Source organism: Methylobacterium sp. WCS2018Hpa-22, from assembly GCF_031843785.1.
GTDB lineage: Bacteria > Pseudomonadota > Alphaproteobacteria > Rhizobiales > Beijerinckiaceae > Methylobacterium.
Window position 1 is genome coordinate 370,757 of sequence record NZ_JAVTJA010000001.1, and the last position, 18,912, is coordinate 389,668.

General features: G+C 63.9%; 19 protein-coding genes and 1 pseudogene. 5 read left to right on the top strand and 15 right to left on the bottom strand.

Translation table 11 applies throughout. The features are described from left to right. Positions 1–216 precede the first annotated feature (216 nt). Positions 217–1,068, bottom strand: coding sequence for a porin family protein (locus RQI43_RS01650; RefSeq protein ID WP_311274103.1), 852 nt, complete (start codon positions 1,066–1,068; stop codon positions 217–219). Positions 1,069–1,297: 229 nt separating this feature from the next. Between RQI43_RS01650 and RQI43_RS01655 the strand changes: the two genes are divergently transcribed. Further along, complete coding sequence (locus tag RQI43_RS01655; RefSeq protein ID WP_056433528.1) at positions 1,298–1,621, top strand: MmcQ/YjbR family DNA-binding protein; 324 nt, start codon at positions 1,298–1,300, stop codon at positions 1,619–1,621. Here RQI43_RS01655 and glmM read toward each other — a convergent pair. The 7 genes from glmM to RQI43_RS01690 all read right to left on the bottom strand — a co-directional run bounded on the left by glmM (position 1,618) and on the right by RQI43_RS01690 (position 8,784). Next, a complete protein-coding gene (glmM, locus tag RQI43_RS01660) occupies positions 1,618–2,958 on the bottom strand; it encodes a phosphoglucosamine mutase (protein WP_056433774.1) in 1,341 nt (446 codons plus the stop codon). The two genes, RQI43_RS01655 and glmM, sit on opposite strands and share 4 nt — an antisense overlap. A 117-nt stretch (positions 2,959–3,075) precedes the next feature. Next, positions 3,076–3,228, bottom strand: a complete 153-nt coding sequence (locus tag RQI43_RS01665; RefSeq protein ID WP_156467929.1) for a hypothetical protein — start codon at positions 3,226–3,228, stop codon at positions 3,076–3,078. A 209-nt stretch (positions 3,229–3,437) separates the two neighbouring features. Beyond that, on the bottom strand, positions 3,438–5,357 hold the full coding sequence (ftsH, locus tag RQI43_RS01670; protein WP_027174054.1) for an ATP-dependent zinc metalloprotease FtsH: 1,920 nt from the start codon (positions 5,355–5,357) through the stop codon (positions 3,438–3,440). 145 nt (positions 5,358–5,502) lie between these two features. Beyond that, complete coding sequence (gene tilS, locus RQI43_RS01675; RefSeq protein ID WP_056452793.1) at positions 5,503–6,510, bottom strand: tRNA lysidine(34) synthetase TilS; 1,008 nt, start codon at positions 6,508–6,510, stop codon at positions 5,503–5,505. Next, complete coding sequence (ybgF, locus tag RQI43_RS01680) at positions 6,507–7,475, bottom strand: tol-pal system protein YbgF (protein ID WP_056433543.1); 969 nt, start codon at positions 7,473–7,475, stop codon at positions 6,507–6,509. The genes tilS and ybgF overlap by 4 nt, the downstream gene beginning before the upstream one ends. 117 nt (positions 7,476–7,592) lie before the next feature. Then, a complete protein-coding gene (pal, locus tag RQI43_RS01685; RefSeq protein ID WP_018043035.1) occupies positions 7,593–8,093 on the bottom strand; it encodes a peptidoglycan-associated lipoprotein Pal in 501 nt (166 codons plus the stop codon). A 325-nt stretch (positions 8,094–8,418) separates the two neighbouring features. Beyond that, positions 8,419–8,784: an Hpt domain-containing protein gene (locus RQI43_RS01690; RefSeq protein WP_244477961.1), complete on the bottom strand. Its 366-nt coding sequence runs from the start codon at positions 8,782–8,784 to the stop codon at positions 8,419–8,421. Positions 8,785–8,910: 126 nt separating this feature from the next. Between RQI43_RS01690 and RQI43_RS01695 the strand changes: the two are divergent. Continuing rightward, positions 8,911–9,318 (top strand): annotated as a pseudogene (locus RQI43_RS01695) (response regulator). A 5-nt stretch (positions 9,319–9,323) separates the two neighbouring features. Here the strand turns inward: RQI43_RS01695 and RQI43_RS01700 are convergent. The 4 genes from RQI43_RS01700 to RQI43_RS01715 all read right to left on the bottom strand — a co-directional run bounded on the left by RQI43_RS01700 (position 9,324) and on the right by RQI43_RS01715 (position 12,993). Continuing rightward, complete coding sequence (locus tag RQI43_RS01700; protein ID WP_311273989.1) at positions 9,324–10,370, bottom strand: diguanylate cyclase domain-containing protein; 1,047 nt, start codon at positions 10,368–10,370, stop codon at positions 9,324–9,326. 143 nt (positions 10,371–10,513) lie between these two features. Beyond that, on the bottom strand, positions 10,514–11,437 hold the full coding sequence (gene hemC, locus RQI43_RS01705; RefSeq protein WP_056433552.1) for a hydroxymethylbilane synthase: 924 nt from the start codon (positions 11,435–11,437) through the stop codon (positions 10,514–10,516). A gap of 351 nt (positions 11,438–11,788) precedes the next feature. Further along, positions 11,789–12,088, bottom strand: a complete 300-nt coding sequence (locus tag RQI43_RS01710; RefSeq protein ID WP_056433555.1) for an antibiotic biosynthesis monooxygenase — start codon at positions 12,086–12,088, stop codon at positions 11,789–11,791. Between the two features lie 38 nt (positions 12,089–12,126). Next, positions 12,127–12,993, bottom strand: coding sequence for a Kdo hydroxylase family protein (locus RQI43_RS01715; protein WP_056433558.1), 867 nt, complete (start codon positions 12,991–12,993; stop codon positions 12,127–12,129). 351 nt (positions 12,994–13,344) lie between these two features. On the opposite strand from RQI43_RS01715, the gene RQI43_RS01720 reads away from it, so the two are divergent. Beyond that, positions 13,345–13,788, top strand: a complete 444-nt coding sequence (locus RQI43_RS01720; RefSeq protein WP_056433561.1) for a hypothetical protein — start codon at positions 13,345–13,347, stop codon at positions 13,786–13,788. A 115-nt stretch (positions 13,789–13,903) separates the two neighbouring features. Then, positions 13,904–14,182, top strand: coding sequence for a hypothetical protein (locus RQI43_RS01725; protein ID WP_056433780.1), 279 nt, complete (start codon positions 13,904–13,906; stop codon positions 14,180–14,182). A 56-nt stretch (positions 14,183–14,238) separates the two neighbouring features. Here the strand turns inward: RQI43_RS01725 and RQI43_RS01730 are convergent, their stop codons facing one another. Further along, positions 14,239–14,712, bottom strand: coding sequence for an Hsp20 family protein (locus RQI43_RS01730; RefSeq protein ID WP_056433564.1), 474 nt, complete (start codon positions 14,710–14,712; stop codon positions 14,239–14,241). A 180-nt stretch (positions 14,713–14,892) separates the two neighbouring features. Between RQI43_RS01730 and RQI43_RS01735 the strand changes: the two genes are divergently transcribed. After that, positions 14,893–15,900, top strand: coding sequence for an alpha/beta fold hydrolase (locus RQI43_RS01735; RefSeq protein WP_056433567.1), 1,008 nt, complete (start codon positions 14,893–14,895; stop codon positions 15,898–15,900). Between the two features lie 20 nt (positions 15,901–15,920). Here the strand turns inward: RQI43_RS01735 and hisN are convergent, their stop codons facing one another. Both hisN and RQI43_RS01745 read right to left on the bottom strand, forming a co-directional pair. After that, positions 15,921–16,709: a histidinol-phosphatase gene (gene hisN / locus RQI43_RS01740; RefSeq protein WP_056433570.1), complete on the bottom strand. Its 789-nt coding sequence runs from the start codon at positions 16,707–16,709 to the stop codon at positions 15,921–15,923. A gap of 148 nt (positions 16,710–16,857) precedes the next feature. Continuing rightward, positions 16,858–18,780 (bottom strand): AI-2E family transporter, encoded by a 1,923-nt coding sequence (locus tag RQI43_RS01745; RefSeq protein WP_311274104.1) that lies wholly within the window; start codon positions 18,778–18,780, stop codon positions 16,858–16,860. Positions 18,781–18,912: the final 132 nt, after the last annotated feature.

Here is an 18,912-nt window from a genome sequence, read left to right on the forward strand (position 1 = left end):
ACGCATCGGCCGGAAAGCGCATGTTACGGATGCATGCCGGCGAGGGGGGTGACTGACCAAGATGATGAATTTAAAAGGTTATGATCGCCTTAACCCTAACGGGTCCTGAGCTGGAAAAGACAACGCGCTCCGGCGTTAACCCAGCTGTCGTGCTTGCACAAAAGAAGACGGCGCGGATACCGATCCGCGCCGTCTTTGTAGTGTTCTTGGAAAAAATCAGTATTTACGGACGATCGGTTCTGGCAGCGGCTGATATTCGACCGCTGGTGCAACGGCGCCCCCAAGAATCCAGCGCATGCCGACCTTCACGTCATGCGAGGCAATGTCCTTGAGGTGATAATCCGTCTTGCAGAAGGGCGGTGCCTCGCAGGTGATCGTGCCGGTTTGCGCCGAACCCATGTTGAGATAGCGATAGGCGAGTTCGAGCTTGAGGTTCGGCGTAATGGAATAGCCGAGACCGGCATGGGCCGCCCAAGCGAAGCTGAGCTTCTGCTTTTCCGGGCCCGAGCCAAAGCCGCCCTGATAGAGGCCTTGGCCGTTGTCGGTCACGCCGCCGAACATGTGGTGTGCAAAGCCGACACCTGCGCCGACGAAGGGAGTGACGCCGTAATATGTGCCGAGATCGACGTAGCCGTTGGCCATGCCGACCACCGAGGAGAACTTGCCGGACGTGCGATTGATCCCGCCGCTCGGCCTCTCGGCCGCGTAGAAGATCCATTTCGCTTCCGACCGGTACTCGCCGGTGAAATCGAAGCGGAGCCAGGAATTGGCTTGGTATCCGATACCCGCGCCCACGAAGGCCTGGTTGCCCAGATAATCCTTCAACACGTTGTAATTGTATTGAATCGGAGGGGTCGTCACGTCCTTGGCGACGGTGTGACCTTCCCCGAGAATTCCAGCACCGGCGTCGCCGCGAAGGTACCATGCGCCGCCGATTTCGATCGGCGGGGGGAGCGGCTCGGGAGGCAGGCTCGTAAGCAGGTCGGCGGCCTGCGCGAGGCATGGCGCTCCCACGCTCGCAAGGAGCGTGATCGAGCGCGCCAAGGCAGAAAGCTTGGAGCGGCGCATAATGGATCCTTCAACTCGATCGTTCGGCGGAGGTGTGGGAGCACCAGCCTGGATGACGAGCCCATCATCTGCCGGATGAGTTAAATCGCGCTTAACGTTAAACGTTAGCCTTTCTGAGTTCTTAGAGGGCCGCAAATTTACTGTCGCTCGTAGAAGCTGTCGAGATATCGCGGCACTTGCATTCGCGTGCCGCCTCGGTGGTTTTCGCGAGTAACGAGGCGGAGAGATCATGCGGCCTGAAGATGTACGCGCACTCGCTCTGATGCTGCCGGGGGTGGAGGAAGGCGCCCATATGGGCCAACCCGATTTCCGCATCGGCGGGCGGATCTTCGCAACCCTCTGGGTCGACGAAGAACGCGTTGTGCTGAAGTTCCCCGCCGAGCATCAGGCTTTTGTGGTCGAGGCCGAGCCGGACCTGTTCGATCCTGTCCCCGGCGCTTGGGGACGGCGTGGCTGGACCAGCCTGTCCCTGGATGGGGCCGATGAGGAGACGCTCAGAAGCGCTCTCCTGACGGCATGGCGCTGCCTCGCGCCGGAGGCGTTGCGCGATTAGGCCGCGGCTTTCGCGACGGCATCGACGATGTCGTCCACGACTTCCGTGACGAGGCTTCGATCGTCGCCCTCAGCCATGACGCGAATGACCGGCTCGGTACCCGACGGACGTATGACGACGCGGCCGGTCTCGCCGAGACGCTCGCGGCCATGGGCGATGGCTGTCACGACCGCATCCTGCTGCAGCGGCGTACCAGAGCGGTAGCGCACGTTTTTGAGGATCTGCGGCAGCGGGTCGAAGCAATGGCAGACCTCGCTCACCGGCCGCTCCTGACGCTTGACCACGCTGAGAAGCTGCAGTGCCGCCACCAGACCGTCTCCGGTAGTGGCGTAATCCGACATGATGATGTGACCCGACTGCTCGCCGCCGAGATTGTAGCCATGCTCGCGCATGTGCTCGAGGACGTAGCGATCGCCGACCGCCGTGCGGGCGAGACCAAGGCCGATCCCCCCGAGGAACCGCTCGAGACCGAGATTGGACATGATCGTCGCGACGATGCCGGGCTGTGTCAGGCGGTCGTCGTCCTTCCAGGACCGTGCCACGACAGCCATCAGTTGGTCTCCATCCACCGACTGGCCCTTCTCATCGACGATGAGAACACGGTCTGCGTCGCCGTCGAGGGCGATGCCGATATCCGCCCGCAATTCCCGAACCTTGGCGGCAAGGGCGGCGGGAGCCGTGGATCCGACATCGTGGTTGATGTTGAAGCCATCGGGATCGACGCCGATGGCGATCACTTCCGCTCCGAGTTCCCAAAGGGTCTCCGGCGCAACGCGGTAGGCCGCGCCATTGGCGCAATCGACCACGACCCGTAGGCCGTCGAGGGTGACGTTGCGCGGCAGCGTACGCTTAGCAAATTCGATGTAGCGAGCATGCACGCTTTCGATCCGCTTGGCGCGGCCGAGGTCGCGTGAGCCGGCGAGCTTCTTATGCAACTCCCCGTCGATCAAGGCTTCGATGGCGCGCTCGACATCGTCGTTCAGCTTGAATCCATCGGGACCGAAGAGCTTGATGCCGTTATCCTCGAACGGATTGTGCGACGCGGAGATCATAACCCCTAGATCGGCACGCATCGAGGGGGTGAGCATGGCCACGGCCGGCGTCGGCATGGGGCCGAGCAGCATCACGTCCATGCCCACCGAGGTGAACCCGGCAACGAGAGCCGTCTCGATCATGTAGCCCGACAGGCGGGTGTCCTTGCCGATCACGACCCTGTGGCGGTGATCGCCCCGCTGGAAGACCAATCCTGCCGCTTGCCCCACCTTGAGGGCCAGTTCAGGGGTGATCACCCCGTTGGCACGGCCTCTGATGCCGTCTGTGCCGAAATACTTACGCACGTTCTTCAATCCCGATCGTCACAGCCCACCATAGCGGGTCTCACCTCGCTGAATGGTATCGAAGCATGGCAAACGAATGGTGGCCGGGCGGGAGCCTAGCTCATTCCTCGTCGCGCGTCAGAAGGCCTGTGAAACAGCAATGATCAGCGAGACGAGGACAGCACCCTCGATCTGCTTGCCAACGCTGAAATAGTAAAGCTCGACACACTGCCCGGTCGCCATGTTCACCTGCCAGAACCCGTCCGAACGCTCGTCAAGAGCAGGCTGCACGTCTCGAACGAATAGGCCAGCGGATCGAAAGCCAGGTCGAGTTTAACAATCTTGTCCCTCACCTCCTCGTTGCTCGTCACGCCGGCAAGCGCCTCGCCGTACGGTCGATCTATCCGCGGTGCCGCCCGATTCGGCTTTCGGAAATCAAAAGAAAAGCGGCGAGGTCTCCCTCGCCGCTTTGATATCTCTGAAGAACGGACACCCTGGCATCACGCCTGGGGCTGAGGCTCCAGCCCGCCTTCGTTGTCCCGCGGCCGGCCGCGACCGGCGGACGGGACGGAAGAACCACGGATCGGAGTCGGTCCATCACCGGCATCACGGATGGGCGGCTTGCCTGCGATCAGGTTCTTGATCTCGTCACCCGAGAGGGTTTCGTATTCGAGAAGCCCCTGGGCCAGTGCTTCGAGATCGTCCTTATGCTCGCCGAGGATGCGGCGGGCTTCCTCGAGGCCGGTTTCCACAAGGCGGCGAACCTCTGCGTCGATCTTCTGGGCGGTAGCCTCGGAAACCGTCTGCTGACGGCCCATGGACATGCCGAGGAAGACCTCGTCGTTGTTCTCGCCATAGGCCACGGTGCCGAGCTCAGGCGAGAAGCCCCAGCGGGTCACCATCATACGAGCGAGACGTGTCGCCTGCTCGATGTCTGACTGGGCGCCGGAGGTAACCTTGTCGGCGCCGAACGTCATTTCTTCGGCGATGCGACCTCCCATCATGATGGCGAGACGCGAGGTCATCTGCTCAAAGCTCATAGACAGCTTGTCGCGCTCCGGAAGCTGCATGACCATGCCCAGGGCCCGGCCACGCGGAATGATAGTCGCCTTATGGACGGGATCAGTGGCAGGCACGTTGAAGGCGACAATGGCGTGGCCACCCTCGTGATAGGCGGTGAGCCTCTTCTCGTCCTCGGTCATGACCAAGGTGCGCCGCTCCGCACCCATCATCACCTTGTCCTTGGCGTCCTCGAACTCGTGCATCGTGACGATGCGCTTGCCACGACGTGCGGCGAGCAGGGCCGATTCGTTGACGAGGTTCATCAGGTCGGCGCCGGAGAAACCAGGGGTCCCACGTGCGATGACCTTGAGATCGACATCCGGAGCCAAAGGCACCTTGCGAACGTGAACGCGAAGGATGCGCTCGCGGCCGACGACGTCGGGGTTCGGCACCATGATCTGGCGGTCGAAGCGGCCCGGACGCAGCAGGGCGGGGTCGAGCACGTCGGGACGGTTCGTGGCCGCAATGATGATCACGCCCTCGTTGGCCTCGAACCCGTCCATCTCCACGAGGAGTTGGTTCAATGTCTGCTCACGCTCGTCGTTGCCGCCGCCGAGACCCGCGCCGCGGTGGCGACCGACAGCGTCGATCTCATCGATGAAGATGATGCAGGGCGCATTCTTCTTGGCCTGCTCGAACATGTCACGGACGCGGCTGGCACCGACGCCGACGAACATCTCGACGAAGTCCGAACCCGAGATCGTGAAAAACGGCACATTGGCTTCGCCCGCCACCGCACGGGCAATGAGGGTCTTACCCGTGCCGGGAGGGCCGACGAGGAGCACCCCGCGTGGAATGCGACCGCCGAGACGCTGGAACTTCTGCGGATCACGCAGGAACTCGACGATCTCCTGCAGGTCTTCCTTGGCTTCCTCCACGCCGGCGACGTCGTCGAAGCTCACGCGGCCAGAGGCCTCGGTGAGAAGCTTGGCCTTCGACTTTCCGAAGCCCATGGCGCGCCCGGCACCCGACTGCATCTGGCGGCTCAGGAAAATCCAGGCACCGATGAAAACCAGGATGGGCAGCCAGCTCACGAGAAGCTGGATGAACCAGGGCGTGTTGTCCGAGGGGGGACGTGCGGTGATCTGCACACCCTTGCTCTGCAGCTTCGACACCAAGTTCGGGTCGTTGGGTGCATAGGAGGTGAAGTTGCCACCGCCGACATAGGTACCACTCACATCCTGCCCGGAGATCACCACCGTCTGGATCTTGCCGGAATCGGCATCATTCAGAAGCTGGCTATAGGCGATCTCACTGCCGCCGCCGCGATGTCCCGGATTTTGGAACAGGGTGACGAGGGCAAGCACGAGCAGGAAGATGACGACCCACAAGGCAAAGTTGCGGAAGTTCGGGTTCATCGATCAATCCCTGGGGGCGTCCGGTCCCGCGCTTGGTGGGCGGATCACGCGGATGCATGTCGGCAATGTAGGCAGTGCCGCCTCCCTTGCCAAGTAAATCGGGCCTGCCTGCGGCAAGCCGGTCGGCGGAAAGGTGAGCGCGTCCCTAAGATGGGGACCGTCGCGCCGGTGCCGGAGAGAAGGAGAGGACGCCCTCGGCCCCAAGTTCGACGAGGATGCCCCGAAGCGTGCGTCGCATGGCGGTGCCTGCGGTGAGGGCCGGCCGAAGCTCTTCGAAGACGAGCCGCTCCATGCGTTCCAGGCGCCCTACCCCTCCCCCTCCGGCCTCGTTCAATGCGAGGTCGACGACGCGAATAAGGATCGCATCCGGAAGAGCGGCCAGTAGGCGGCCATCCAGGACAACGGCATCGGCGGTAAGGCGGAGCCTGATAAAGGTGGACTGCGCTGCATCGCGTAACGCGTCCTCGTCGCGAGACATGCGGGCCGCCAGACGGCAGAGCCGTTCGGCGTTGAGACCTTCCGCTGCGAGGTCGGGCATCAGTCGGCGTAAACGTGCACGTGCGAAGCGCTCATCCACATTCGAAGGATCGCTCGCGTATGCCAGCCCATGAGCCGAGCAGTAGGCGATGAGGTCCGCCTTTGGAATATGGAGGAAGGGTCTTGCTAGGCGAAGGCCTGGTGCAAGCTCCCGGTCGCGCCGCATACCCGCGAGACCAGCCGGACCGCTTCCGGCGAGGAGCCGCATCAGCACGGTCTCTGCCTGATCGTCAGCCGTATGGCCCGTCAGTATTGTGTCCGCGCCGATCCCAGTCGCGCATTCCGCCAGGAGGGCGTAGCGCGCCTGGCGTGCGGCGGCTTGAATACCCCGGCTAGGCTTGTCGCCGTCCCAGCTCAGGATGTGGTGCCTCAAACCAAGCGCCCGCGCAGTGATCCCGACGTTCCGGGCCTCGACGCCTCCCTCCGCACGAAGACGATGATCCACCGTCGCGACTTGGATCGGATGCGCCGCCCCGGACCGGGCGGCCGCATGCATCAATGCAGTAGAGTCCGGTCCGCCGGAAACTGCGATGAGCAGGTTGCGAGTTTCGAGATAGGGCTTCAGCGCCGTGACAAGCGTCGCGTCGATCCCGTCACCCGCTGGGGTGGCATTCAAGCGGCGCAGCGGGCGCGTTTCTGCTCGCGAACCACGCTCTGGCGGACACCCTGCGCTGCGGACGGGAACTTCCGCTCCAGCTCGGCGAGAGTGGCGCAGGCCTGTTCCCGTGCGCCGAGTGCATTCAGAGATATTCCAAGCTTCAGCATCGCATCCGGCGCCTGGGGCGAGCGCGCGTAATCCGTGGAGACCTTCAGAAACTGCTCGGCCGCCTCGCGGTTGCGGTTGCGCTGAAGGTAGCTCTCACCGAGCCAGTACGTCGCCGACGGCACCTGCGCGTCGCGCGGATGCGATTGAATGAACTGGCGTAGGCTCATCTCCGCCTGTTCGTAATGGCGTCCGGTGATGTAGCCGTAAGCCGTCTCGTAATCCGCCCGTGCATCGCCTGTCGTGGTGGCGGCCACGCTGGTCATCGGGCGCGACGGGCTCGCGAGAGCGCCCGTCGTAGGAACGCGCGACGGGGGCGTGAGGTCGACGGGGCCACCTAGGCCGGGAGGCGACAGGCCAGGCTCTTCGTCATCGGCATCGACCACGGTGGGCGGCACACTCGGTCCCCGAGACGGTGGTGCGGTCGCGATGGCAGCCGACGGCATAGTCGTGCCGAGCGGCATCGGCCCGCCGGGACGACCCGGATTCTGATCCGGGTTGAAGGCATCGCTGCGCTTTTGCGTCTTGGCTTGACCGGGATTGGTACCTGACGGGGATGCGGCGGGCTTTCCAGCGCCACCCTTGCCTTCTTGCAGGCGATATTCGACGTCCTCTTGGAACTTGCGAAGCTGTTCCTTGAGCTGGCGATTCTCATATTGCAGCGTCTCGATCTGACCAGCCATCTGACGGGACTGGTTCTCGATGCGGTTCAGACGGACGACAAATTCCGACGCATCCTGGGCCGTCGCCGAACCGCCGACGGTCAAGGGAGACAGGAACGTGAGAAACGTGGACGCGATGAGCAGGCGGCGGAGCATGGGAATCGGCACCTGTGGTCGGATCGGACGAGGATGCATCGGCAGCGCCCCGCCGATAGCAGATGTGCCTGGACGCAGCAAAAGTGGGCTGCGCCCGTAATGGCTAACCTTACGTTCTCAGGAGCCGGCGCCCCGATCGAGGACGGTCACGGCGCGGCGGTTCTGTGACCAGCAGGAGATATCGTTGCACACGGCGACCGGGCGCTCTTTACCATAGGAAACCGTCCGCATCCGTCCGGCGGCGAGGCCGCGCGAGGACAAGTAGTCCTTGACGGATTGGGCGCGGCGCTCGCCGAGCGAGAAGTTGTACTCGCGGGTGCCGCGTTCGTCGGCATGGCCTTCGACCAGGAAGGTGTAGCGGGGATAGCGCTGCAGCCACTGGGCCTGTTTGTCGAGGGTGGCGGTGGCGGTCGGCGTCAAATCGGTCGAATCCGATTCGAAGAAGACGCGGTCGCCGATATTGACGACGAAGTCCTGCGCGCTGCCCGGCGTATTGGCGCCTCCTGCGAAGCCCGAAGCGTCGGCAAGATCCTTGTCGTTTGTGCAGGCAGCGACACTGAGCGCGGCGCAAAGGGCCGCCGCGAGCGGAAACACGCGAAAGCGCGCGGTCATCGACATGGTCGTGGTCTCCTCGGGCGGGGTGTCCGGTTCCGGAGCGTCCCAGCGGGGTCGTTTGGTGGTAGGACCTATGTAGGTCGAGCGGGTTAAGCGAAGGTTCCGTCAACCTTGACGGGGTGTTTCAAAGACTGAAATCCAGTCGCGGCGTGTGACGCTGAGCACCTCAATTCAACGAAACGACCTCGTGACCGGCGCGATACCCTGTGTCGCACCTGAAATGCGGCAGCTGCGCGACGAAAAAGCTGCTTGCTCCTCTCCTCCGACGGGTGTGTCTTCGGCGCAACGGAGCATTGCGGTGAGGTGTTCGGAAGACGCGAAAGTGCTGTCACCCGTATGCGCCCAAGACGGCGAGCGCGTCGAGCGCGCGCTTGGCGGCGACCCGGCCTTCCTGCAGCGGGACGTCGATATCACCGCCATTGAGGCAAGCTTGAGCGATCGCCGAACAGCACCGCGAGAGGTCGACGAAGCCGAGAGCCCCACTCGATGCCAGGAGTGCATGGGCGTCCTGCCCGATGGCGATCCGATCGTCGTTCCCTGCTCGAAACCGGATTCGGATCTCGACGATGAGCAGGGACAGAAGCTGCATCAAGTGGTCGCGTCCAAGCAGGACTTCGAGTTCGGCGAGCGTAGCTTCATTGCAGACCGCCCACCTCCCCTTCTCCGCCGTTGGCTCCAACGCTGCCTCGCGCATCGTCACACGGTCTCCAAACGACCCTCCGTCCACGTTGCGAGCGACACCCGAGTCGACGCGACCGTTGATGGAAGCTTAACCATTAATGCAGCCATTTGTTGGTGTAGGATAGGGTCGATGGCCGGAATGAGTGGCACACCGAAAGTTCTGATCGTCGAGGATAATTTCCTTCTGCTGGATATGTTGACGATCCAGTGCGAGCGCGCTGGTCTCGCAGTCGTCGCCGCGTCAAGCGGAGAAGACGCCTTGACGCTTCTCAGGATTCATGGCGTCGATATCGACTGGTAGCTGACCGATATCAATCTCGCGGGGATGATAGACGGATGGACGGTGGCTCTTGCCTTCCGCGAGGTTCGCCCCGACCGCCCGGTGATCTATGCATCGACGAATGCTTATTTTGACCGCAGGCCCCTTCGGGGAAGCCTTTCGGTCCGCAAGCCGTTCCAGATCCGCGAAATCGTTGCGCTTGCCCGAATGATGGCGGCTGAGCGAGGCTTGCCGCCAAGATCCGTTTCTCACCACGGATCAGCGTGAAGCGGTCACAAGTGTTCTGCCGGAGGGGCTAGCCGGAACGTCCCCCGTCCTTCCGCCTTGGCCGCATACAGCGCCATGTCGGCCTCGGCGAAGATGTCTTCCGATTTGTGGCGTGCCATCATGGCGATGCCGATCGACACTCCGATCGTGAAGGTCCCCTGCCCCCAAGCGATGGGCGGCGCCATGGCAGCGATGATACGCTCCGCCAAGACGGCGAGGTCGGGAGGATCGATGGTGGCGTCCACCACGATGCCGAACTCGTCCCCCCCGATACGAGCCACGAACTCGGTGTGACGGCACGTCTCCATAAGACGTCGCCCGACCTCCGTAAGACAAGCATCACCGGCCATATGGCCATATGTGTCGTTGACTTGTTTGAAGCCGTCGAGGTCGAGGAGCAACAAAGCTCCCATTCTGCCCATAGCTGTGAGCCGAGTGTAGAAAACGGTGCGGTTCGGCAGGCCCGTCAGCGTGTCGAACTCTGCGAGATAACGGGTCCGGTCTGCGAGGATCTTCTCCTCGGTGATGTCCTGCTTCATGCCGAAGATACGGACCGGGATTCCGCTGTCGCATTCCACCGTTGCGGTCAGGCGGATCCAGCGGCGGTTGCCTGCGACGGTCATAATTTCGGCGTCGAGGGTAAAGCCGCCGCGTTCGGCGATGGCCTGGCTACGGAGCGCGTCGAGGCGGATGCGCGACGCCGGGCTGTAGCATGCCAGGGTCGTCTCGCGGTCCACCGGCGAGCCCACCGGTAGATCGAACATCCTGTAAACGGCATCGGTCCAGGTCAGTGCCTCATCTTCGAGGCGGCATTCCCAGACTCCGATCTTGGCTACGGCGGAGGCGCGTTCGAAGATTTTCCGGCTATGGGCGAGGGACACTGCCTGTGCGTCGATGAAACGGGCTTGTTCCTCGACACGCGCCTGCAGGCTCGCGATCAGCGCTGCATCGCCATTTTGCTCGATCGTGAACTCTCCGAGACCAGCGGGATCCCCGTCGAGACGGATCAGCACGGTTGAGCAGGGCGATAGGGCGGTGCGGACCTCATGCATCGGTATTCTCAGGCCGAGAAGTGTATGAGACTGTACACAGACAGTACCGGACGAGCGATTAACCGTTCCTCTTCCGTCCGCAAGGCGCGAAGATGCCGCGCCCGACCGGATACCAAGCTCCCGCGACCGATGCGTGCGCCAAGCTATTGCAGATGCTTGGCGTAGGTGTCGCCAGCGGCACGTTTCAGCTCGGCGCCGGCGTCCTGTCCGATTCCGGCCGCATCGGATACCGCGCCAGAGCGGTGGACCGCCCAATGAGCACTGCCGTCGGGCAGGAACAACAGGCCGTTCAGGGTCAGCACCCCGCCGTCGATCCGTGCCAGGGCCGCGATGGGCGTGCGGCACGACCCGTCAAGCTCCGCAAGGAGGCCACGCTCAGCATCGAGTTCAGCCGTGGCCGTCGGGGACCGGAGGGGGGCAAGCAGAGCTCGAACATCGGAATCCACCTCCCGGCATTCGATGCCGAGGGCGCCCTGGGCCACGGCGGGGAGCATCTCCTCCACGGACAGGACGCTTCGTGCCATGTCGGCCATGCCGAGGCGTTCGAGACCGCAGAGGGCCAGAAGCGTCGCCTCGCATGTGCCCTCCTGGAGCTTGCGCATTCTTGTGTTGGCGTTGCCGCGCATGGGGACGATGCGCAGGTCCGGCCGGCGCATGAGAACCTGGGCGGCCCGGCGCAGGGAAGAAGTGCCCACGCGCGCTCCTGGTGCGAGGCCGGCAAAGCCCTCCGCTTGCGCCGAGAGGAATGCATCGCGTGGATCGTCCCGTTCCAGGATGCAAGCGATGACCAGCCCCTCGGGTAGCCAGGTTTCGACATCCTTCATGGAATGCACGGCCACGTCGACCACGTCGGCGAAGAGGGCCTGTTCAAGCTCCTTCGTGAAGAGTCCCTTGCCGCCGATTTCGGACAGGGGGCGGTCGAGGATGCGGTCGGCGACCGTGTTCACCACCACCAGCTCCGTTTCCAGCCCCGGATTTGCGGCCACGATCTTGTCGCGGACCATTCCCGTCTGCGCGAGAGCCATGGGGCTGCCGCGGGTGCCGATGCGGAGGGGGCGCTGAATCATGGGCGATGGACGCCTGTGCAAGGACGCTTCGGATAAGACCGCCTCTGTCGAGGACGGTATCCTTCAGTAAGCAGTCGGCGATCGGCTGTCACGGTGGCGGAGGCTTTGCGCGAGCCGCGCGCCAGGGAGTGAAAGAAATCTATTAACCCACCCCGATCATCGGATCCTGATGATAGGAAGCCGATCGTATTTCGACCTCCAACGAAATGAGAGATGGCTTCGAGCAAGCTCGAACGTTCGCGCGATACGCATTTTCCTTAGGATGATGCGGGACTGCTGCCGGACAGCAGCTTGCTCCTCCTGCCCGTTCCCCTTGGGGCATGATGCCGCCGGTCATGACGGGTCTGGACGTCAGAACGCCTGCAAGGTCAGTTCCGTATGCTCGACGCTCGGCGGTCCCTCGAAGAAAGGGGATACCATGGCGCGGTAATCCTTCCAGGCCTGCGAGCCCGTGAAGAGTTCTGTATGGTCCGCGAGGGTCTCCCACTCGATCAGCAGTCGATAGCGTTGCGGCTTCTCAACGGAACGACGAACAGCGAAGCTCCTGCATCCCTTGGCGACCTTGAAGATTTCGGATGCCTTGGCGATGTTCGCCTCGAAATCAGCTTCCATGCCGGCTTTGATTTCGATCTGTGCGATTTCGAGGATCATGGCGTGGCCCTAAACTCGGTTTCTGTATCGGTGAAATCTCAACGCAGTTTGCGGCCGAGTTTCTTGGCAAGGATCCGCTGTGGGCTGAGTTCCGGATCCGCTTGGCTCGTGACGGGCAGGTAGGCCGTCTGTTCCAGCATGTAGCGGCCGCCCATGGCGCCGTGCATGACGAGGTCCGAGAACGTCACCCAGGTCTGGCCCGGTGCAAATTGCACATCAGCCTGGGGACCTTTCTGCTGGTACTCCATGTCCTGCTTGAGCGCGTCATGGAGATGAAGCATCAGGTGGTCGTATTCGGAGCGGCGCGCCTTGGTGATACGCAGCGTGGCCAACAGCCGCGCGGATAGCGGCGAGTAGCCCGGCAAGCGCGGCAAGAATTTTTCAGCCATCGAGCCGAAATCTTCGCCTACCCGCCACAGGCGCGGTTGGCCGTTGGGGTTGATGTTGCGGAAAATACGCAGGATGCGCTTCTCGCCGATCGGATTCGACGGAAAGGCATCCACATGCAGACGGGTGTCGTCGCGGCGCCAACTGAGCTTGCGTTGATCCACCTCGAACGGACGGTAGGAGGTGCCAGCCAGCGTGACTTTGCCGGTATAGGCCGGCAGATGGCGGTCGATGAGCCCCTGGGCGAAGGCCTTGTAGCGGATGAGAAGCTGACGCAGCGCTTCCTGTTCCTCCGGCGTCCCGGCGGCACCTCTCAGGGCGGCCTCCTTGCCGCGGATGTTCACATTCTTGGCCTTGCCGTCAGCGAAGGGTCGTTCGACGAAGCGCTTCTCGAAATCGCTGAACGGGAAGTCCTCGTCGTGGAAGACCAGGACCGACCCGTTCTCCAAGGCTTCGACGAGGGAGGGAGCGCCGGGCGCTGACCCGTCGCGGGCGACGGAAAGGATCGGGCTGATCATTGGGGAAGCGTCCTCGAAAGCCGCGTGTGTCGCGCGGTTTAGCCGAAGCCCGGGCTTTCCGCCAAGGGTTGGCCGTCAAAGGTAAGACGGAAGGGCCAGTCACTACGGAATGAGTACGAGTCGGTCCCTTCACGGGCGATGACGCGCGCTGGAACAACGACGCTACCGAGAGTGACGTGCGGCGGATTAGTAGTGGATGAAGTCTTCACCCGGTTGTCATCGGCCCTGTACCGGCTCAACCATGCTCAATCGACCGATGGCGTCCGTCGCAACCTTGGCGCATGCCCGATCGTTCTCTCGGTGGCGGGCAGGTCCTAAGGTCCGCCCGCGACGGCAACGAGGAAGCCGACGATGGCGACGTTGAAGGAATTCGAGGAGGCCCTGCGAGAGCAGGGTATGAACATGGCGCTGGCCCTGCTGCAGCGCCTGCGCGAGCGCGATCGAGCGACCCGGACGATCAAGCCGGCGAGACGCCTCACGGGGCAGAAGATGACACCGGAACTGGCTCGGGCCATCCTCGACCTTCACGCTTCCACGGGAATGACCCAGCAGGAGATCGCCTTCAAGGTCGGCGTGAACCAGGGACGGGTCAACGAGGTCATCAAGCGCGGCAAGTGGCTGAACGAGGATCCGCAGGCTCCCGAAGCCGTAGCCCGCGACAAGGCAAAGGCTAGGATGCGCGGCGAGCCGAAAACGCAGCGAACCGCGCCGAAGCCTACGGTCCGTAAGGACCGGCCGATAGCCGCTCGTCCTAGGCAGAGCCCACAGGGACAACTCGCCTTCGGAGACCTGTGAAGCCCCTGTGAAACTTGGCTGATCGGCTTCGAGTTACCCTGGTCGGACGGCGCTTTTGCGTCGTCGAACGCGGGGGCATTGGATTGTGGCGAGGGTCTTCAATTTCATCTGCGGCATGTGTGCCGCGATCGGCGTCGCTTCGCCGGCTATCGCGCAACGGGCATCCACACTCGATATGACGTGCCCAGAGGCCCGATCCGTCGTGTCGCGCAACCGCGGCATCGTTCTTGGGACGGGTGGAGCGACCTATGACCGTTTCGTGCGTGACCGGGGTGCTTGCGAAGTGACCGAGATCACAATCCCCGCCTATGCGCCCACGCGCGACACGCCGGATTGCTTCATTGGCTATCGATGCAGGGAGCCCGGCCGAGGAGACCGGTTCGACGGGTTCTGACACGCAAGAGCGCCCCGACCAGGGGATCGGGGCGCTCTCCATCAGAAGACGATCGATTAGGCCGCTTCTTGCACCTGACCCTCGATCACGGGTGCCTTGGCGGCAGCCGACGTGGCGATCTGGATCTGGCGAGGCTTCTTGGCCTCCGGAATCTCGCGGACGAGATCGATATGGAGCAACCCGTTCTCCAGGGCCGCGCCCGTCACCTGCACGTAATCGGCAAGCTGAAACCGACGCTCGAAGCCACGGGCGGCGATGCCCTGATGCAGAACCTCGACCTTTCGGCTGGCATCCGGCTTGCGCTCACCCTTGAGCGAGAGAGCGTTTTCCTTCACCTCGATGGTAAGGTCTGCTTCGGTGAAGCCTGCTACCGCGACCGTGATGCGGTAAGCGTTCTCGCCTGTGCGCTCGATGTTGTAGGGTGGGTAGGTCGGGACCGCGTCGGCGCTCACGAACTGATCGAGGGCCGAGAACAAACGGTCGAAGCCGACAGTAGAACGATAGAGGGGAGCAAGATCGAACTGGCGCATGACATATTCTCCGTAGGAAGCAACATGTAACGTTATCGTCCGCCCAAAGGGCCGGACTATTGCGCCGCCGTATCGGCCGGCGCTCCTCCAATATCGGAGGCGTGGCGATAGGCTTCAAGAGTTTGGATAACCCCGTTGCATGGAAATTTTGATGCTGCTCCTCTTGTTCGGACCCCGCCCATGCTGAGCCTTGCTTCCACCCCCGGAAATCCAGTTCCCCCGGGGGGAACACTGGTCTCTGTTCAGACGGATGACGGAGTACGGCTGAGGGCGGTTCACTGGCGCCCCACAACGCGCCTCGCCAAAGGGACGGTGTGCCTGCTTCAGGGCCGGGCCGAGTTCATCGAAAAGTACTACGAAACCATCACGGATCTGCGCCGGCGCGGCTTCGCGGTCGTAGCCTTCGATTGGCGTGGTCAGGGTGAATCGCAGCGGCAAGTCACCGATGCGCATTGTGGCCACGTCGCACGGTTCGACGATTATCGCCACGATCTCAAAGCGATAGAGGAAGCGATCCTACGGCCGTTGATGCCGCATCCGCATATGGGCCTCGCCCATTCAATGGGGGGCGCCGTGGCTTTGACCGGTGCGATGGACGGATGGCTCCCCTTCGCCCGACTAGTCACCGTGGCACCGATGTTGTCGATCCGGATGATCCGTTTCCCGGCGGCGTCCTTCTTTCTCGCCCGTCTGCTGCATGCGCTGGGGCTCGGGCGCAGTTATATCCCGTTCGGCAAACCGACCTCGATGGCGACGAAACCGTTTGCGGGAAACCGACTCTCGGGTGATCCCGCCCGCTATGAACGCAATGCCCAGGCGGCCCGGGCGGTGGGCACTGGCGCCGTGGGCGACCCGAGCGTGGCCTGGATCGTCGGTGCGTTCAGGGCGATGGAGAAACTCGCCGATCCGCGAAAGGCCGCCTCGATCCGCATCCCGATCCTCGTGATCGGCGCTGGCGCCGACCCTGTTTGCGATACCGCCATCACGGAACGGTTCGTTGGCCGCCTTTCCTCCGGGTTTCTCCTCGTCCTGCCCGATGCCCGGCATGAGATCCTCTCGGAGCGTGACGCGATCCGGGATGATTTCTGGGCGGCTTTCGATGCCTTCGTACCGGGGACGGTGGTCACGCCGTCGCGAGTGGAGCACGCCGATACGGGGCGGTCAGCCGCTGCCGCGATGCTGCCCTAGAACCCGCGCGGTTCAGGACTTCACGGGTTGAGGTGGCGCAGGGCCGCGGCGTGTAGCCGGACGTCCCCGGCGGCGACGATGCGGCCGCCCTTCGCGGCCGAACTTCCATCCCAGGCGGTGATGACGCCGCCGGCACCCTCGATGATCGGGATCAGCGCGACGATGTCGTGCGGCTTCAAGCCGGCCTCCACCACGAGGTCGATCTGCCCCGCCGCGAGCATGCAATAGGCGTAGCAATCGGTGCCGTAGCGCGACATCCGCACCGCGCCCTCGATGCTTTGGAAGCGATCCTGCTCGTCGCCCGGCGCGAACAGGCGCGGGTCCGTGGTGGCGAGCAGCGCATCGGCGAGGCGCTCGCAGCGGCGGGTCATGAGCTTGCGCGGGCCGCGAATGCCGTGGAACGTGGCACTGGCTCCATCGCCCACGAATCGCTCGCCGAGATAGGGCTGGTTCATCAGCCCGCGCACCGGCACGCCGTCATGGAGCAGGCCGATTAGCGTTCCCCAGGTGGGGAGCCCCGTGATGAAGGCGCGAGTGCCGTCGATCGGGTCGAGGACCCAGACGCATTCGGCATCCGCATGGTCGGAGCCGAACTCCTCGCCGACGATGCCGTGGGTGGGGAAGGTGCTCCTGATCCGGCCGCGCAGGATGGTCTCCGCCGCCCGATCGGCTTCGGTGACCGGATCGAAGGCGCCGGTGCCCCTGCCCTTGTCGTCCATGCCGAACGAAGCGCGGAAGAAGGGCAGGATGGCCTGACCCGACTCGGTGGCGAGATCTTCCATGAACCGTGCGAGATCGACGACGCTCATCGACGGGCCTCCTGTCCGAACCGTGTCCGCCACGGAAGCGACGATGGGCCGGCCGCGTCAAGCCCGATAGGCCCCGAACGACCGCCATGACCCCGGTGGTTCGACCGCCATCGCCCGGCCTTTCGACCGCAACGGAGTGCCTCTTCCGTCAGGTCGCCAGGGCGGCCGTGACGGGGGCCGATGGCGGTGGCTCGGGCGCGGACGAGCCCGCCTTGTCGGCCCCCACAATCGTGCCGGCCTGGGCGAGGACGGCCTGCAATGTGGAATCGAGGGACGAGACGTGCACGTCGCCGCCGATCGCCGCGCGCTGACCTTCGTCGTTGAGGATCTCGTGATCCGCCTGCCACAGGCCGACGACGATGGGCAGGTCCGGCATGCGCCGCTTCAGCCGCCCGACGAGGCGGCGCAGATGCGTCGGCTCCCCGCTGATGGCGAGCGACACGATGCAGATCATCCGGGCCGGGCCGGGATCGAAACTGTCGATCTGGGCTCGCGCCACATCGGAGAAGGGCACGATTCGCGTGCCGATGCCGCGCTTGCTCAGGAGTTGGGCCAGGATCGAGCAGGCCGATTCGTCGACGAAGCTGCGCCCCGTCACGCATAGGACCGCACCGTCCTGCTTCCAGGCCTCGGGGATGTCGTCGGGAATGGCGAAGTCGTCGTCGGGCACCTCGGTCTCCCGTCGGTCGAGCCCGGCGATGAGGACCGCGACCGTGTCCCGGATATCGTTCTTCTGCTCCGGGGTGAGCACGCCGCGGGCCGCGTCGCGGGCAGCGAGCTCGAGGCCTTTCAGCACCACGTCGTCGTAGTAGGAGGAGAGTGAGCACTCCTTCAGGATGAGCTCGGCATGCTCCTCGGCCTCTTCCGGGTCGTCGGCGAGGATGCGTTGGTAGAAATTCTCCACCGGGGTCAGGGCAGGCCGGTCGCCGAACAGCACGTCGAGGAATTCGAGCTTGTCCACATGGCGGCCGAGAACGACGAGGCAGACGGTGAGCGGCGTCGACAGCAGCAGGCCGACGGGTCCCCACAGCCATGTCCAGAACAGGGCCGAGACGAGCACCGCGAAGGGCGACATGCCGGTGGACTGGCCATAAAGCATCGGCTCGATGACATGACCCGTCAGCGGTTCGAGGATGAGGAACAGCGCCAGGGTGGCGATGACCATCGACCAGCCGGGATCGACCGCCGCCGCCAGCGCCAGGGGGAACAGGGCCGCCAGGGCCGCGCCGATATAGGGGACGAACCGCATCAACGCCGAGAAGATGCCCCAGAGGGCCGGGTTGGGCACGCCGATGATATAGAGACAGATCCCGATCACCACGCCGAAGGCGGCGTTGAGCGCGAGCTGCACCAGGAAGTAGCGGCTGAGACGCCGCGCGGCATCGTCCATCGCCACGGTGGTCCGGTGGAGATCGCTCGACCCGACGAGACGGATCATGCGGTCGCGCAGGTCTTCGCGCTGCATCAGCAGGAACAGCAGCACGATGAAGACGATGCCGATGGTGGCCAGCGGATGCAGGATCGGCGACAGAATAGTGTTGGCCAGCGCCAGCGGGTCCGGTGCCCGCTCCTTCATCTCGACGAGGACCGGTTTCTCGGGCGGCGGAGCGTTGGGCTTCCCGGCCTCGGGCTTCGGAGTCTCGGGCTTCGCGCTCTCCTCGCCGCCCTGATGCATGGTCCGGCCGATATTGGCGACGTAATCGGCCATCCGCCCGGCCGGGCTGTCACGCAGGCCCTCGACCTTCTGCTCGATGGTCGCGCGGTAGCGGGGCACATCCTTGGCCAGATCCGCCAGCTGGACGCCGATGAGGGTGGCCAAAGCCGCCGCCACCCCGAGGGCCATGACGACGGAGGTCGCCACCGACAGGAATCGTCCGAAGCGTAGGCGCCGCAACAGGTAGACGATGGGGCCCAGCACGAAGGAGAGCAGGACCGCGATGGCGATGGGAATGAGGACGTCGCGGCCGATATAGAGGCCGGAGACGATCAGCGCGGTGACGATGAGGGGCGAAACCAGCGAGGGCGGGAGCGATTCGGCCGCCGCGATGCGCGTCGCCCGGGGCGGCAGCATCGGATCCCGCAGTGGCGTCGCACGGGAGATGCCGGTTTTGCCACTCGTGGAACTCTTGGTATCCGCGGACCCCGCCTTCGGCGCCTGCGGCGATGCGGCTTCAGCCGGGGTGGGTGTCGCCATGTCGGTTCC

Coding starts and splice junctions, on each gene's coding strand:
- RQI43_RS01650 (WP_311274103.1), bottom strand. CDS start 1,068: ATGCGCCGCTCCAAGCTTTCTGCCTTGGCGCGCTCGATCACGCTCCTT.
- RQI43_RS01655 (WP_056433528.1), top strand. CDS start 1,298: ATGCGGCCTGAAGATGTACGCGCACTCGCTCTGATGCTGCCGGGGGTG.
- ftsH (WP_027174054.1), bottom strand. CDS start 5,357: ATGAACCCGAACTTCCGCAACTTTGCCTTGTGGGTCGTCATCTTCCTG.
- ybgF (WP_056433543.1), bottom strand. CDS start 7,475: ATGCTCCGCCGCCTGCTCATCGCGTCCACGTTTCTCACGTTCCTGTCT.
- pal (WP_018043035.1), bottom strand. CDS start 8,093: ATGTCGATGACCGCGCGCTTTCGCGTGTTTCCGCTCGCGGCGGCCCTT.
- RQI43_RS01690 (WP_244477961.1), bottom strand. CDS start 8,784: ATGCGCGAGGCAGCGTTGGAGCCAACGGCGGAGAAGGGGAGGTGGGCG.
- RQI43_RS01700 (WP_311273989.1), bottom strand. CDS start 10,370: ATGCATGAGGTCCGCACCGCCCTATCGCCCTGCTCAACCGTGCTGATC.
- hemC (WP_056433552.1), bottom strand. CDS start 11,437: ATGATTCAGCGCCCCCTCCGCATCGGCACCCGCGGCAGCCCCATGGCT.
- RQI43_RS01710 (WP_056433555.1), bottom strand. CDS start 12,088: ATGATCCTCGAAATCGCACAGATCGAAATCAAAGCCGGCATGGAAGCT.
- RQI43_RS01715 (WP_056433558.1), bottom strand. CDS start 12,993: ATGATCAGCCCGATCCTTTCCGTCGCCCGCGACGGGTCAGCGCCCGGC.
- RQI43_RS01720 (WP_056433561.1), top strand. CDS start 13,345: ATGGCGACGTTGAAGGAATTCGAGGAGGCCCTGCGAGAGCAGGGTATG.
- RQI43_RS01725 (WP_056433780.1), top strand. CDS start 13,904: ATGTGTGCCGCGATCGGCGTCGCTTCGCCGGCTATCGCGCAACGGGCA.
- RQI43_RS01730 (WP_056433564.1), bottom strand. CDS start 14,712: ATGCGCCAGTTCGATCTTGCTCCCCTCTATCGTTCTACTGTCGGCTTC.
- RQI43_RS01735 (WP_056433567.1), top strand. CDS start 14,893: ATGCTGAGCCTTGCTTCCACCCCCGGAAATCCAGTTCCCCCGGGGGGA.
- hisN (WP_056433570.1), bottom strand. CDS start 16,709: ATGAGCGTCGTCGATCTCGCACGGTTCATGGAAGATCTCGCCACCGAG.
- RQI43_RS01745 (WP_311274104.1), bottom strand. CDS start 18,780: ATGCTGCCGCCCCGGGCGACGCGCATCGCGGCGGCCGAATCGCTCCCG.